The organism is Paenibacillus nuruki, from assembly GCF_963311185.1.
In the GTDB taxonomy this organism is placed as follows: Bacteria; Bacillota; Bacilli; order Paenibacillales; family Paenibacillaceae; genus Saccharibacillus; species Saccharibacillus nuruki.
In genome coordinates this window covers 837,860-852,767 of sequence record NZ_OY725677.1, presented here as the reverse complement: position 1 = coordinate 852,767, position 14,908 = coordinate 837,860, and the positions used below count along the sequence as shown (strand labels likewise).

The 14,908-nt window shown below is 39.2% G+C and carries 10 protein-coding genes and 3 tRNA genes; 1 reads left to right on the top strand and 12 read right to left on the bottom strand.

Annotation, left to right across the window (positions count from 1 at the left end):
* Positions 1 to 54: 54 nt before the first annotated feature.
* The 6 genes from RCP16_RS03805 to RCP16_RS03780 all read right to left on the bottom strand — a co-directional run bounded on the left by RCP16_RS03805 (position 55) and on the right by RCP16_RS03780 (position 6,534).
* Positions 55 to 1,305 carry an ABC transporter substrate-binding protein gene (locus RCP16_RS03805; protein ID WP_308641701.1) on the bottom strand — a complete coding sequence of 417 codons (1,251 nt, stop codon included), beginning with the start codon at positions 1,303 to 1,305 and terminating at the stop codon, positions 55 to 57.
* A gap of 210 nt (positions 1,306 to 1,515) precedes the next feature.
* A complete protein-coding gene (locus tag RCP16_RS03800) occupies positions 1,516 to 2,571 on the bottom strand; it encodes a LacI family DNA-binding transcriptional regulator (protein ID WP_069328972.1) in 1,056 nt (351 codons plus the stop codon).
* 239 nt (positions 2,572 to 2,810) lie between these two features.
* Positions 2,811 to 4,205 carry a glycosyl hydrolase gene (locus RCP16_RS03795; protein ID WP_308641700.1) on the bottom strand — a complete coding sequence of 465 codons (1,395 nt, stop codon included), beginning with the start codon at positions 4,203 to 4,205 and terminating at the stop codon, positions 2,811 to 2,813.
* Between the two features lie 655 nt (positions 4,206 to 4,860).
* A tRNA-Leu gene (locus RCP16_RS03790) sits at positions 4,861 to 4,946 on the bottom strand.
* Between the two features lie 84 nt (positions 4,947 to 5,030).
* Positions 5,031 to 5,116 (bottom strand) — tRNA-Leu (locus tag RCP16_RS03785).
* 152 nt (positions 5,117 to 5,268) lie between these two features.
* Positions 5,269 to 6,534: a GAF domain-containing sensor histidine kinase gene (locus RCP16_RS03780; RefSeq protein ID WP_308641699.1), complete on the bottom strand. Its 1,266-nt coding sequence runs from the start codon at positions 6,532 to 6,534 to the stop codon at positions 5,269 to 5,271.
* A 280-nt stretch (positions 6,535 to 6,814) separates the two neighbouring features.
* Here RCP16_RS03780 and RCP16_RS03775 point away from each other — a divergent pair, with 280 nt between their 5' ends.
* The gene (locus tag RCP16_RS03775) at positions 6,815 to 7,015 is read left to right on the top strand and encodes a hypothetical protein (protein ID WP_137220746.1); all 201 of its coding nucleotides are present in this window, start codon (positions 6,815 to 6,817) and stop codon (positions 7,013 to 7,015) included.
* A gap of 183 nt (positions 7,016 to 7,198) precedes the next feature.
* On the opposite strand, the gene RCP16_RS03770 is transcribed toward RCP16_RS03775, so the two are convergent.
* From RCP16_RS03770 to pyrC, 6 genes are all read right to left on the bottom strand, one after another.
* Positions 7,199 to 7,272 (bottom strand) — tRNA-Ile (locus RCP16_RS03770).
* A gap of 267 nt (positions 7,273 to 7,539) precedes the next feature.
* Positions 7,540 to 8,181 (bottom strand): orotate phosphoribosyltransferase, encoded by a 642-nt coding sequence (gene pyrE / locus RCP16_RS03765; RefSeq protein ID WP_137220747.1) that lies wholly within the window; start codon positions 8,179 to 8,181, stop codon positions 7,540 to 7,542.
* Positions 8,168 to 8,917 (bottom strand): orotidine-5'-phosphate decarboxylase, encoded by a 750-nt coding sequence (gene pyrF, locus RCP16_RS03760; RefSeq protein WP_308641698.1) that lies wholly within the window; start codon positions 8,915 to 8,917, stop codon positions 8,168 to 8,170. Before pyrF ends, pyrE begins: the two co-directional genes overlap by 14 nt.
* A 132-nt stretch (positions 8,918 to 9,049) precedes the next feature.
* Positions 9,050 to 12,349: a carbamoyl-phosphate synthase large subunit gene (gene carB, locus RCP16_RS03755; RefSeq protein WP_069328967.1), complete on the bottom strand. Its 3,300-nt coding sequence runs from the start codon at positions 12,347 to 12,349 to the stop codon at positions 9,050 to 9,052.
* Position 12,350: 1 nt separating this feature from the next.
* A complete protein-coding gene (carA, locus tag RCP16_RS03750) occupies positions 12,351 to 13,481 on the bottom strand; it encodes a glutamine-hydrolyzing carbamoyl-phosphate synthase small subunit (RefSeq protein ID WP_069328966.1) in 1,131 nt (376 codons plus the stop codon).
* 73 nt (positions 13,482 to 13,554) lie between these two features.
* Positions 13,555 to 14,880, bottom strand: coding sequence for a dihydroorotase (gene pyrC, locus RCP16_RS03745; protein WP_308641697.1), 1,326 nt, complete (start codon positions 14,878 to 14,880; stop codon positions 13,555 to 13,557).
* Positions 14,881 to 14,908: the final 28 nt, after the last annotated feature.

Here is a 14,908-nt window from a genome sequence, read left to right as displayed (position 1 = left end):
CGTTTACAGATCGATGCTACTTTGCTTCTATTTAGTTCAACTTTTAATTTGGATTTAGTTACCTAGTGATTTTTTGGCATTTGCCCAGGCTGCGTTGTATTTATCAATAATCGTTTGTGGGTCTGAAGCTAGCACAAATTCTTGTACAAAAGCTTCTTTGGTGATCTGCGCTTTATTCACAATTGCTGTCACTTTAGGATCATCAGATACAGCTTCAAGATACTTCGGTTTGAAGCTATTAAATTCTGTTAATTGAGTAACCGCCGGCTTTTTATCTTTGAGAACTGGAATAAATCCTGCAAAATCATCAAATCCTGAATCTTCCAACATCCATTTTACAAAAGCTTTAGCTGTTGCCGGATGCTCACTGTTTTTGTTTACTCCATAAGCCCAGTCTGGTGCTAATGTCACATTGTGTTTACCAGAATTATCATAAGGGAATGGGAAGTATCCGATGTTAGCTGAATCGGTTCCACTTTCAATCACTTGCGGAATCGCCCAGTTGCCGATTACATACATCGCAAATTTACCACTGGCAATATCTTTTTTGGATTGCTCCCAATTGGTCGAATTAATATCCGGTTCAAGATAGCCTTTCTCATACATATTGCGAATAATGCCCATCGATTGACCATAAGGATTATCCAATTGATAAGGTGCATCACTTTGAAGACGATTGTTATTGAGGTTAGCATCTCCTGCGATAGCAGTCGGAATCTCTGAAGACCACGGATATAATGTCCATTGATCTTTAAAATTAGAAGCAAGTGCTACTTTACCGGCTGCTTTCAGCTTATCTGCTGCTGCATAAAATTCATCTAACGTTTGTGGCACTGTAGTAATCCCTGCATCGGCAAAAGCTTTTTTGTTGTACAAAATACCTGTTGTCGTAGCACCAACTGAAATGCCATACACTTTGTTTTCAAATGACTTGTAATCTTTAAAATAAATACGATCATTCAATCCTAGATCATCTAACGGTGCAAAATATTTAGGAAGATCAGAATTAGGGATGGTCGGAATTAACACTACATCTGGAAATTCACCTGAACCTACACGAATCTTAGTCGTTTTATCCAAATCGGTAACCGCTTCAAATTCGACATGAGCATCTGGATACTTTTCATTAAAGCGTTTAGCATAATCATCGTATTTCTCACCGATCATATCTGTACGATTCGTTAAAAAAGTGATCGTGCCACTAATCTCATTTTTGTCGGCGGATTGACTTTCTGTTTTACCACAAGCGGTGATGAATACAGATAATATGACAAGGAGTACAACAGGTAAGTATACTTTTTTCACTTTGAATCCCCCTAATATTGATATCGCTTACATCCAAACATTAACATATTTAAATTTTTATTTCAACAAAATAATTATATTTAATTCAACTTTATAAAAATTGTTGAAATGATTCGACTGTAAACATAGCAAAAAGACACCTTCTACACATGATGTGCTGGATAGGTGTCTTTAACAGGTAGCTATTCAATGGATGATAATAATATCCAATTATTCTTTTGATTGCTTTGGTGCTGTAATTGATGCTCGTTCAATCAATTGAGTAGACATTAGTATATGTTCAGGAGTCACATCAGGATTTTCAATACGTCGCATCAACATTTGTACTGCTCGCATTCCAATATCATTTTTAGGAACACGAATTGTAGTTAGCTTAGGATTCATCAGCTCGGTTAATGTCAAATCATCAAACCCGATAATAGATACATCTTCCGGGCAACGAATATCCCATTTTGATAACAGACTAAGTGTCTCTAACGCTACCACATCATTTCCACAAAATAGTGCTGTTAATGCTTGATCAGATGTTGTGTGCGTTTTCAAATGTTCTGAGAATTCACCAGTGATATACATTCCTGTACCACTTACACCGATCCCAGCAATAAACGTTGCTTGTATATCGTCAGTATTCTTTTCGTTAAAATCACGAATGGCTTCACGAAATCCCCGGCTACGTTCACGAAAGCTCCATGAAGCATCAGGATCACCAACAAACCCTATGTTACGATGACCTTGTGCAAATAAATGATTGGTCGCTTGATAGGCACCCAAAAAATTATTCGCCAGAATATGATCAATCGAAGGATCTAACAAATTCGCATCTAACATCACAAAGGGAAAATGGATCGAACGTAACATTTCAATATAATTATCCGGTAAATGCCCCATTACGATAGCACCATCCGCCTTGCGATCATAGATGCTTGACGGCAATCCTTCTTTGGGAAACAAACTAATATCTATCGTCGATAAAATCATACTAAACTGATGATTGGTCAACTCAGCTTCGACGCCTTGCATCACTTTACCCCAGTATTCAATATCATCAAGATACGCTCTAGGCATTAACACTACAATATTACCTGTTTGAGCATCTCCAACTTTTTTGCGAACAGGCTTAATCCGATAACCCATTTCTTCTGCGGTCTGCCATATCTTTTCTCGTGTGCCTTCATTAACAGCCGGATCATTAGATAACGCTTTGGAGACAAGCGCTTTAGATACTTTTAATTCATCTGCAATCACTTGCAGTGTAATTTTTTTCATGGAGCTTATAATCCCCCTTTATGTATCGTTTATCTGTGTTATGGATTCACTTGCTTTAACAATAAAGCTTTATTCAACAAATTTCAACTCTATTCCTATACGATGTAAGAACAAAAAAATCCAAACAATAGCTAAGAAATCTCTCTTAGTCTACAGTTTGGATTTTTCATCTGGACTGTGTCAGTTACGCCTTACTGATATAATCCTGAATCTTACTTAGTAATGTCTGGTACTTTATCTTACTTTAACTTCGGTAATTCATCACGTGTGATCACATTAGAAGCATTATAGACGGTTTGAATTTGTGCATTTGTATTTTTTTCAAAGGTGAGTTCTGCCCAGCTCATCGCAAATGCCCACTTAGGCTGAGCCGCTAACTGGCTCGGAGTCGGTAATACATCACATTCACCAATAGAAATCGGTTTGCCATTGGCTACACTCAAAGCGGTATTGTATTTCTGCGTTGTAAATCCATCTGGATTGTATACATCTAACGCAAAGATATCCCAATAAGCACTACCCGGATTATATACATTCCAATTCAGATCCAAATCTTGCATATCCCATACCCAGACCAGATTAGTCAATCCTTTAGTTTTAACTAGATAATCATGTGTTAAGCGATACAATTCAGCTGTACCTGTACTTCCCGGACGACCTGCCCACCAGAATACTCCTTGATTCATTTCGTGAAATGGACGGAATAAGACAGTCACGTTATTATCTTCTAAATATTGAAGGTATTGAGCATAGTTATCTAAGCGAGCTTTCCACGCTTTGTTTAACGTACCTCCATTAGTCGTTAAGTCTTTCCATTGTGTATCACTAAGATGACTGACTACGCCACCTTCCCAATTGCCTGCATCTGCTTGTGTAGGAGGTGTAACATGCATCATCACCTGAACGATTGCTCCGTTATCCCACTGTTTTTTGGCTTCATAGATCATATTCCAACGGTTATTGACATCATTTGCTGAAAATAATAAATCACCACTCCACAGCCCTGGATATTTACCTGTAATGCTTTTTATTTTCTCAGTTTGTACAGCAGGCGTAGCATTCGGTTCACGATTGTGCATGCCGATCACTGTCTGCTTGCCACTGATACTTTTAATATAATCAAGGACTCCGGTAGAAGCTTGTGTACCACTACCGTATATTTCAAATTCATATAAAGAATATCCATACGTTGTAGCTCGTTGAAAAGCATACATTTTCACATATCTAGCTGTAGTCGATGGAAAAGTAATCGTGTTGGTTCCACCAGTGTTACTATAATTCGAATAGACCGTATTCCAGTTTATATTATCGGTAGATGTCTGAATTTGGAATTGCTTCGCATACGCAGCTTCCCACCGTAAAATAACACTTGATACCGATTGAGCCGCTCCCAAATCAACAATATAATATTGTTGGTCTGCGTTGGTAGATGCCCAGCGTGTAGAGGTATTACCATCTACAGCATTAGAGGCTATATTGCCACTGGCTTCAGTCGAAGAAACCGTCACTTGTTTTCCTCGTGCCAGATTCACACCTGCCGCTTCCACCTTAGATGACGAAGAAAACGATACACTTCCAAACACCAAACTGAACATCACTAGAACGATTAACAAAGTACGACTCTTTTTCACCATCATATTGCCTCCTCTATCAAGTTCAGTGTTTTCTTTCTACTCCTACCCTGTAATTCATCTTGTGTAGCATACATTTACAATCGTGTACGGTAATAAAAAGCATTTTTTAGAGTACTCTATCACCTCCTTCAATATTTCAAATAATATAATTATACTTTTATTTAAATTTTAAAATTTGTTTAATATACATATATTACATAATTTGAAAATAAAAATATATAGTTTTTCACAAATTTTAAAAAAGAATTATAAACAAAACAGACTATCCTTGATCATGGATAGTCTTCTTCGCACATATATTCAGCTATTTTAAATGCTGTATAAGCAACAACAAGGCATTGATCACTTTGATAAAAGTAACTTGAAGTAGAAGGTTCGATCTTTCTGTATTTCTATTTTTATATACTTCTCATCTTTAATCTTCACCATCTTTTTTAAACAGCTCAAGAAGCGCTAGAAATGCTTTTATAGACGATTCAATTATAAATACGATTACTTATATAAAACGTATACAAACATAACTAAAAACCGATTCTAGAAGCTCTAACCAAGACTGCGGTATGACTGGATTGAACCTGATTATGTCTAGAAAACAAAAAGAGCGCTTCTACCGTTATACAACGGTGAAGCGCTCTTTTATCTGTACATCTCATAATGCCGAGAACCGGAATCGAACCGGTACGGTAGTCACCTACCGCAGGATTTTAAGTCCTGTGCGTCTGCCAGTTCCGCCACCCCGGCACATTAACCCTTAAGGGTTATACATGTGCTGCTCTTCTTTATGTAATACGTGTATGGCTTTTACTTATATCAAAAATATAAGTATGCCGAGGACCGGAATCGAACCGGTACGGTAGTCACCTACCGCAGGATTTTAAGTCCTGTGCGTCTGCCAGTTCCGCCACCCCGGCAAATGATGAGATGAATAAATTCACCTTCATACTCATTGCCTCAATCACTAGCAGTGATTGTTTCGCCAACATTTAAGATCATACCATGCTAAATATATAACTGTCAACACTTTAGATTGGATTTTATTTTTAGCTGATCAAATCGTCGATTTTCAAGAGACAATATCTATATTTTCCAAAGAAATAAATTGAGATAATCGCAAGTTAAAGCGAATCGAAGTGCCTTGCTCTCCACTATTGATTTCAAATTCACCTTTGAGTAAATGGATCAATTTTCTACTTATTGCAAGGTTAAGCCCTATACTACCGTACTGCTGATACCATGACATATCGTTAACTTCATTCAGCGAATCAAATAATTGCTCTAATGTTTTGTTATCCATAATCATGCGCGAATTATGAATAGAAACATCCAAAAATACACTGTTATCTAAAGCATGAATCACAGTAGAGATAGATAATGTTAATTGTCCCACAGAGTTGTAACGTAAAGCATTAAGTGTATTAATCAATGTTTGTCTTAGTCGTAAAGCATCACCATAGATTAACGGCAATATATTCTCAGCCGTATCGACTTTTACAATAATAGGATTCTCTTCTAAAGGGGTCTCTAGTGACGTAACCACTTCATGAATCGTATGCATCAGATCAAAAGGTTCTTGATCAATCTCTGTTGCTCCTTCTTCCATATGACTAAAGCTTAAAATGTCTTCTACTAATGTCAGCATCGATTGATTACTGGACTCAATAATATCCATATAGACCTGTTGTTGTGGATCGATTTCCGAGTCCATCATCAGATCCGCTACGCCTACAATATTTGTCATTGGTGTGCGAATTTCATGCCCCATGATCGCTAGAAGATTACGATTAACTTGTGCAGACTTTTCTGCTTTGAGGCGTGCTTGCTCAAGTTCTGTTTCTTTTCGCTTCAGATCTGTAACTGTTCGTTCCAACTCTACGACGTATGCCAAGAAAATAGTCATCGTTTCTAACGTTTGGATATCTGCTTCACTAAATTTATACGTATCACGGTCTAGCGCACAGATCGTTCCATAAATACTACCATCTCGCAAACGTACCGGTAATCCTATAAAAGAACCTCCACCAATAGAACTTGTTACTTCCATATTGCGTGTCAATTCGTCTTCATTGGTATTTTCGATAATTAAAGGCATCGTCTTATTCTCATTATTGATCACAAGACTGCAATAACTTAATTCTAAAGGAAGTACGCTTCCCTGTTCTACTAATTGTTCATCACGATTATAAGCTCTCATAATGACATTGTTTAAGCCATCATTACTGGCAATAAAAATAGTATTGATATGGATAAGTCCACCGATTATTTTAATAATGTGGTCTGCTGCATCGCCCACATTTTGATATAAAATGGTATTGATTGAAGAGGTATTCATTGTGAACTTCACCATCTTTCATTAAGAAAATTGCAAGTATAGTTCTATATACCCAATTTATACTTAAGTTTATTATATATTAAATTTTAAATAAAGTATTGTGAATTTTTGTACTTTTTTAGCATAAGATATATGTTTTAATAAACATATAAAGATAGAGAGAATCTAAAGATGTGATTCATCTTGCTCTACAATGGTTTATTTCGATAACATAGCCTTTATATTGTATTGCATATCTGTTATGTCGAAAATAGCAAGATAGACGAAAGGGTGACTTCTAATGAGTAAACCAGATGAGTATAAAAACCATGAGGAACGCGGCGCAGGTGTAGATCCTATACCAGATCCAGATTCTAATAAAAATCATTCTGCAGAAAATTTGCTTGAGGAAGCAGTGAGTGAATCTGTAGATAAAGTGAAAGAAGATTTCAGTAAAGATTCCAAAAAAGATTCTTCTACTGATCATTCTGATCATAAATAAAAATAATTCTGATTCTTTTGAACTACTTGGTCAGTGATAAAGCTTGGAGGTTATACGCTATGAAATTTATTCTAATTGTTGTTATTGTTGTACTTTTAGTGATGCTGTTTATGCGACGCAGAAAACGGTAAATATAGCTACTTATACAAAAAGACCCTTACAGATGTAAGGGTCTTTTTCTAATGGGCCCAGAGGGACTCGAACCCCCGACCAACCGGTTATGAGCCGGTAGCTCTAACCAACTGAGCTATAGGCCCGCATCTCCAAAAGAACGATTTCTATTGGAAAGTAATATAAACAGCGACTCAACTAATATACCGTATTTCACCATTTCACGTCAAGTGAATTTTCTGTATACTGTATACATCCATGTCATATACCTTATCATTATCACGTTCTTATTTTACAAAATATGTAGAATGTGTATTAAAGATCAGGGCATACACCATGATGTATACCCTGATACTCATCAATTCATTAATGAATTATATTTAGCATTGAGTTACCTATTGATTAAGACTAGCTTATTTGCCAAAAGCAGATGGATCTTCACGCCATGAACGTAGCAATTCCAAATCTTCTGCTGGAATTTTGCCTAATTCTACTGCTTTGTCGATCAAGGCTGTATAGTTGGAAAGCGTTTGTAATGGAAGATTCGCTTCTGCAAAAGCATGTGTAGCTTTATCCAACTGGTAACTAAAGATAGCCAGTACTGCTAATGGATCTGCTCCTGCTTCGCGCACTGCTTCAGCAGCTTTAATTGAACTACCTCCTGTTGAAATCAAATCTTCGATAACAATCACTTTCTGACCTGATTGAATTAATCCTTCGATCTGATTGTGTTTGCCATGTCCTTTGGCTTTGTCCCGAATATAAGCCATCGGTAAATCTAACTTCTGTGCTACCCATGCCGCATGAGGAATACCTGCTGTAGCTGTTCCTGCAATCACTTCAGTATCTGGATATTGTTCACGAATGATCATAGCAAACGCATCTGCAATCTGATCGCGTATGTATGGATATGACATCGTCAGACGATTATCACAATAGATAGGTGATTGGATGCCTGATGTCCATGTAAAAGGCTCCTGTGGACTTAAAGCGACCGCTTCAATCTGTAATAATGCAGATGCAATGTGTGCTGGAATCTCTTCAATTGTTAACATGTACACTCATCTCCTCTATAATCTGTTGTGTAGCTTCTCTAGGATCATTTGCTCCTGTAATCGGACGACCGACTACCAAGTAATGACTACCGCCTGCTATCGCTTCTCCTGGTGTCAATATACGCTTCTGATCACCTAGATCACTGCCTGCTGGACGAACACCTGGCGTGACTGTAGCAAATGATGTCCCACATGCTTGTTGAATCATAGACACTTCTAATGGAGAGCATACTACTCCGCCTAATCCACTTTGCTGTGCTAAGCGTGCATAATGAACCACAGCTTCTTCTACCGTTCCTTGAATACCAATTTCTTGATTCATCACTTGCTGGGATGTACTGGTTAACTGTGTCACAGCGATCAGTAAAGGACGTGCTAAGTTAGAATCTGTAGCTAACGCAGATTCCATACCTTCTACTGCTGCTTTCATCATCTGTACACCACCTGCTGCATGCACATTAAATATATCTACGCCCAGTCTGGTGATGCTGTTTGCTCCACCTTTAACAGTATTCGGAATATCATGCATTTTCAAATCCAGAAATACAGAATATCCTTTTGTTTTGAGTTCACGTACAAAATCAGGACCTGCACTATAAAATAATTGCATCCCTACTTTGATCGTACATGGAATGCCTTGAAGATGTTCAATCAATACTCGTGCTTCTTCTACATTAGGATAATCGAGCGCTACAATCAAGCGCTTCGCAATTGCTTGAGATATGGAATGTGTCAACTGGCTATACCTCCTTGATGATCGAATTCTTTATTTCATATCCGTACCTAAAGTTCAATTATATGCACACAAATGACGGCGGACACGAGAATGATCCGCCGTACTTTAATTGTGTGATCGGGGTCGCTGGTATTAGCTTAAAATCGTTTCTTGATCTTCTAATTGACCAACAACAACATTGTTAATGACTTCATCTTTTTTGCCTGCATGTACAGTGTTAGTCAATGACGGCATCGCGTACGAAGAGAAGTTGATCGTATCTAGCATCGTGAGTAGTGCTTCAACAGTATCCAGTGAGGTCATACATACCACACCATTTTCAACCGCTTCACGGCGGATACGGAATCCGTCACGAGCAGGTGTTTTGCCTTTAGTAAAGGTATTTACAACGAAGTGTGCTTGTCCACTGCGGATAAGATCCAGAATGTTCGGCACGCCTTCTGTTAGCTTATGAATAACAGTAACTTTGATCCCTGCTTCTTCTAGTGCTTTTGCTGTACCGCTTGTCGCAATAATTTTGTAGCCTAGACGATAGAATCCTTTAAGCAAACGAACCGCTTCTGGCTTGTCTTTGTCTGCTACTGTAGCAATCAAAGCACCAGTGGCTGGTATTTTCATACCTGCTCCGATCAATCCTTTATACAGAGCTTTCGCATAAAGTAGATCGCGTCCCATAACTTCACCTGTTGATTTCATTTCAGGGCCTAATGTAGGTTCTACACGACGTAATTTGGCAAAAGAGAACACAGGTACTTTTACCGAGATATATTCGCTTTCTTTCCACAATCCTTCGCTATACCCCAAGTCTTTAAGCTTAATGCCTAGAATTGCTTGTGTCGCAATTTTCGCCATCGGAATATCAGTTACTTTACTCAAGAATGGCACTGTGCGTGAAGAACGTGGATTCACTTCAATCACGTAGACTTCATTTTTGAAAATAACGAATTGGATATTCACCAAGCCGACTGTTTTAAGCTCTTTGGCTGTACGAATAGTGATATCGACCACTTTCTGCTTCAGTTCTTCAGACAGATGTTGCGGAGGATACACAGCGATTGAGTCACCGGAGTGAACTCCTGCACGCTCGATATGTTCCATGATTCCCGGTACAACAACGGTTTCTCCATCACAGATCGCATCGACTTCAACTTCTTTACCTAGCATGTAACGGTCAATCAATACCGGATGTTCTGGATTTACTTTGACTGCTTCTGCCATATACAGTAATAGCTCTTCATCAGAGTAGACAATTTCCATTGCACGTCCACCCAGTACATAAGAAGGACGAACCAAGACTGGATAGCCTAATTTCTGTGCTGTTTCTACTGCTTCATCTATCGATAACACGGTGCTACCTTCAGGTTGAGCAATATTCAAGCGAGAAAGTAAAGCTTCGAACTTTTTACGATCTTCTGCTTCATCAATACTTTCTAAGCTTGTTCCTAGAATTTTAACGCCTGCTTTGCTTAATGGTGCTGCAAGGTTAATCGCTGTTTGTCCACCGAACTGTACGATAACCCCGATTGGATTCTCCTGTTCGATAACATTCATGACATCTTCAAAGAATAACGGCTCAAAGTACAGTCGATCTGAAGTGTTGAAATCTGTTGAAACAGTCTCTGGATTGTTGTTGATAATAACCGCTTCATAACCAGACTCTTGAATTGCCCAGACAGCATGTACAGTTGAATAATCGAACTCTATCCCTTGACCGATACGGATCGGGCCGGAACCTAGAACAACGATTTTTTCTTTCGCACTTGGAATCACTTCATTTTCAGTCTCAAATGTTGAGTAGTAGTACGGTGTAGTCGCTTCAAATTCTGCTGCACAAGTATCTACCATTTTGAACACAGGCATCATGTTATTTTCTTTACGATATGCACGAATACTATGCTCGTTATTCATAGGATCTTCTGGATGATTGATATTGCGTAGTTCAGCAATCGAGCGATCTGTAAATCCAAGACGCTTCGCCATATATAATGTATCATCGCTTAGTGTATCTTCTGAAGAAATTACAGATTCATAAGCGACAATACGTTCGATTTTATCTAAGAACCACCAGTCAATATTGGTGAGTTGTTGAATTTGTTCTAAGCTATAACCACGACGGAATGCTTCTGCGACTAAGAAAAGACGCTCATCATCTGCTTTGGCTAGACGTTCATCTAATACGCTATCTTCGATATGTTCTGCATCTTTTAAGTGGATACGATGAACACCGATTTCAAGTGAACGGACTGCTTTGTGAATCGCTTCTTCAAATGTACGTCCAATTGCCATCACTTCGCCTGTTGCTTTCATCTGTGTACCTAGCTTACGGTTAGCACTGATAAATTTATCGAAAGGCCAGCGTGGAATTTTAGCTACAATATAATCTAATGTTGGTTCGAAGCAAGCGTACGTTTGTCCTGTTACAGGATTCACGATTTCATCCAATGTGTATCCCATTGCGATCTTCGCTGCCATTTTCGCAATCGGATAGCCTGTTGCTTTGGAAGCAAGTGCAGATGAACGACTTACCCGTGGATTTACTTCGATGACATAGTATTGATAACTTTGTGGATCAAGAGCGAACTGTACGTTACATCCACCTTCGATATTCAGTGCACGGATAATTTTGAGAGAAGCAGAGCGTAACATCTGATATTCACGATCAGAAAGCGTCTGGCTCGGTGCAACAACGATACTATCGCCTGTATGCACACCTACTGGATCAAAGTTCTCCATGTTGCAGACAACGATACAGTTATCATTAGCATCACGCATAACTTCATACTCGACTTCTTTCATACCTGCAATACTTTTCTCTACCAGACATTGTCCGATCGGGCTATAACGAATACCAGCTTGTACCGTTTCGCGTAATTCTTCTTCATCAACACAGATACCACCACCTGTACCGCCCAATGTATAAGCAGGGCGTACAATGATTGGATATCCGATCTCATTTGCAAATACTAGCGACTCTTCAAGGGTGGTTACAATAACACTTTCAGGAACCGGTTGATCTAATTCGCGCATCAAGTCGCGGAACAGATCACGATCTTCCGCTTTTTCAATCGATTCTAATTGTGTACCTAGTAATTTAACATTTTCGCTTTCTAGTACACCTGCACGTGCTAATTCTACAGCCATATTCAAGCCTGTTTGTCCACCCAGTGTAGGCAGTAGACCATCAGGACGTTCTTGACGGATAATTTGAGTGACAAATTCAAGCGTGATTGGCTCGATGTATACTTTATCTGCCATATTTGTATCTGTCATGATCGTTGCAGGGTTACTGTTGATCAGTACAACCTCTACCCCTTCTTCTTTCAGTGCCTGACAAGCTTGTGTACCTGCATAGTCAAATTCAGCAGCTTGACCGATAACAATAGGTCCGGAACCAATCACAAGTATTTTTTTGAGTTCATTATTTTTGGGCATATCAGTTAGCTCCTTTCACAGCAGCCATCATTTCGGCTTGACGCGTTTTTTGAGGGTGTTGTTCTTTATATTCACGAATCATCGTTAGAAATTGATCGAATAGATAGCCGTTATCAAAAGGCCCTGGTGCTGCTTCTGGATGATACTGTACTGAAAATGCTGGATACGTCTTATGCTTTAATCCTTCAATCGTTTTATCATTGTTATTGATATGAGTCACTTCAAGTTCTGTTCCTTCAATAGAAGCTTCTTTCACCGTATAACCATGATTTTGCGATGTAATGTAGCAACGACCTGTTTGCAAATCTTTGACAGGATGGTTACCACCACGATGTCCAAATTTCAATTTGTCTGTGTCTGCTCCGCAAGCCAAAGCGAACAATTGATGTCCTAAGCAAATACCGAAGATTGGATATTCGCCAAGTAATTCTTCAATCACTTTAACCGCAGCCGGTACATCTTTCGGATCTCCTGGACCGTTAGATAATTGAATACCATCTGGATGCAGACGGCGAATCTGTTCTGCTGTTGTATCTTGCGGTACAACCACCACATCACAACCACGTTGAGACAGTTCACGTACAATCCCTGTTTTTGCACCATAATCGATCAGTACAATACGTTCTTTCGGTCCTGGACTTGTATAAATATGAGAAGTTGAAGTGTGACTTACTTGGTTCGTAGCCGATACGCTACTGTTCAGACGCTCCATCAATTCTTCTGTTGATAATGATCCGCTTGTCAAAATGCCTCGCATTGTTCCTTGATGGCGGATACGACGTGTTAACATGCGTGTATCAATATCACTTATTCCGATAATGCCATGTTCGCGTAGCAACTCATCAATCGTGTATTGAGCACGCCAGTTACTAGGTACAGGCTCATGTCTACGAACAACGAATCCATTAATGTACGGACGAACCGATTCAAAGTCATCACGGTTAATACCATAGTTGCCGATCAGTGGATACGTCATCGTGACGATCTGTCCACAATATGAAGGGTCAGATAGCACCTCTTGGTAACCGGTAATTCCGGTATTAAATACAACTTCTCCAGTTGTTTCGCCTTCTGCTCCGAAACTACGGCCTGTAAATAATGTTCCATCTTCTAATAACAATTTTGCCTGCATCCCGTTTCACTCCTCTATCTATCTTAAAAGTTTGTTATATTAAAATGAATATTTATATCATTTTTTAGTATATTTATGCTTTGAAAGCCGTAGCTTCCTGCGACCATACGACTTGACCGTCTACGATCGTTGTCTGTGGCCAACCTTGTAATGTCCAGTTGGTAAATGGTGTATTTTTTCCTTTTGTAGCAAACGTAGTTGGATCAACCACTTGCTCTGTTTCCAGATCAATCACAGTTAGATCAGCAGGAGCCCCTTGTTCTAAGCGTCCTGTTGGTAAGCGGAATACTTTAGCTGGATCAGATGTCATGCGATCTACAAGCATTTGTAATGACCAGCGTCCTGTTTTTACAAATTTGGTATATAACAATGGAAATGCGGTCTCGAATCCGACGATACCGAAAGGTGCTAATTCCATTCCTTTTGCTTTTTCCTCTTCACTATGAGGAGCATGGTCTGTCACGATAATATCAATCGTGCCATCTTCTAACGCTTGAATACAAGCTTCTACATCGCGTGGTGTACGTAGAGGCGGATTCATTTTCCAGTTCGCATCCATACCCGGAATATCTTCATCCGATAAGATCAAATGATGCGGACATACCTCAGCAGTCACTTTGATACCGATCGATTTGGCTAAGCGGATCAAGCGAATTGATTGCTCTGTACTGACATGACACACATGATAATGAACACCTGTAGCTTCAGCCAGTAAAATGTCACGTCCTACATGGATAGCTTCAGACTCATTTGGAATCCCTTTAAGACCATGTTTACGAGCAAATTCGCCTTCACTGACTGATGCTCCAACGACCAGTGAATCATCTTCACAGTGAGCAATCACTGGCATATCCATCGAAGCGGCAAGTGCCATCGCATTTTTCATCATTTGTGCATTTTGTACACCTACACCATCATCGGTGAATCCGATAGCCCCTGCTGCTTTGAGTGCGGCAAAGTCTGTTAATTCTCTGCCTAGCTCATTTAAAGTAATCGCTGCATAAGGAAGTACTTTGACACTGCCTGCTTCTGCTGCTTTGTCCAGTACAAGCTTCACCGTATCCGCATTATCTGTTACCGGGCGTGTATTAGGCATACAAGCAATCGTTGTAAATCCACCTTTTGCCGCTGATGCTGTACCTGTTGCAATTGTTTCTTTGTGTTCAAAACCAGGTTCACGTAAATGAACATGCATATCAATTAATCCCGGTGTAACTAGCTTACCGGATGCATTAATTTCTGTTACTTCTTTGCCTGCTCCATATCGGACAAGCAATTCTGCTGCATTTTGATCGCCTGTAAATAGGTGTTCAATACTATTATTTTCGATCCATATATGTTTGATTTCCAGTTCGTTATTTCCGTTCAATACATTTGCGTTTTTGATAAAAAGTGTCATTGTTAACCTCCGAAGTTGTATTGTTGAT